This window comes from Arthrobacter sp. Cr_A7, assembly GCF_029222765.1.
Lineage (GTDB): Bacteria > Actinomycetota > Actinomycetes > Actinomycetales > Micrococcaceae > Arthrobacter.
On sequence record NZ_JARHXQ010000095.1, the window covers coordinates 1 to 1083 of the forward strand.

At 57.1% G+C, this 1083-nt stretch carries 1 protein-coding gene; it reads right to left on the minus strand.

The window, feature by feature from the left end; translation table 11 throughout:
* Positions 1-342 (minus strand): hypothetical protein (locus P2Q66_RS06000; RefSeq protein WP_275726331.1); only part of this gene is annotated, 342 nt, incomplete at its 3' end.
* Positions 343-1083 lie beyond the last annotated feature (741 nt).

The window sequence follows — 1083 nt, forward strand, 5'->3', positions numbered from 1 at the left end:
CATGACCTGCTGTAGCTCGAATTCCAGCTTTGTTACGTGATCGCCCTGCGAAGACATTTCAAGGGCGAAATCGACATGCACGCCTGGGCTGTCGCCAGTGAGAGCAATGCGTTGGTCCTTTTCAAAATCGACGCATTCATATTTAGCTTCCGACCGCTGCCCAAAGTCACGGCGCTCCATGATGGACTTACTACCCACGTCCATGGCACCGGGCGTGACGCGGCGTATGGCCACAACCTCCTTTTCCCACAACGGCTGAGTGTCAAAAATTCTCGTTCCCACAACGTCGAAGACTCCAGAAGGAGGTCGGTTGACATAGATTGAATCCGTATATCGCAGCATGGTGCGCCTCCTGAGCCCGCGATCGAAACAGGGTATATGCCAAGTCAGGCGGATGTCCCGCCACCTGGCTTTCCCAGCTGTTCTCAGTCTCTGCCGCCTGACGGTCTTCCGCCAGTGCAGGATGCGGATGCCCTGAGACCCGTCTTATCCGCACCCGCGATGAGTCCTTGGACCGAGCCTCTCCAGCGCTTCTCCCCCGCTCATTTTCAAGAGCCGATAATTCACTTATGTAAAGCTGGCGCTGAGAGGGGTTGCCGCTACGGCTCCCGATCACGGCTTGCAGGCAGGCCCTTGCGCTGCAGTCAGGGCCATTTAGGTAACGTCGGTTTTATGGTTGTCGGGGCCGGCTTCTTATGCGAGGTCGAGCCTGGCCGGAATCAATTTGGGCCCGCTGTTCATCGAAGGCACCTCAGTCCTTTAACGCATCCACGCTGCCGGCCACGGCAACCCTCGGGCAAGCTCCTCCCGAAGCTCTCGACAAGGACAGTCATGGCCAAATTGATTCTCCAATCAACCCCGCGACTACAGCCCTCCTAGACAGACACTCTGAGACCCTCTTGTCTCAACGCAGTGCGGCTAGGTGCGAACCCTGAGGAGAGCAGATCCCAAACGGGATCCGACCACCATCTTCTACGGAAGGTATGACAATGGCACGTTGGACCGAGATCACCGCTTTCCTGGCCTCAAACCCGATTGTCCAGACGCTGTCTGGACAATTGGACGCCTAAACTGCCATGGGCA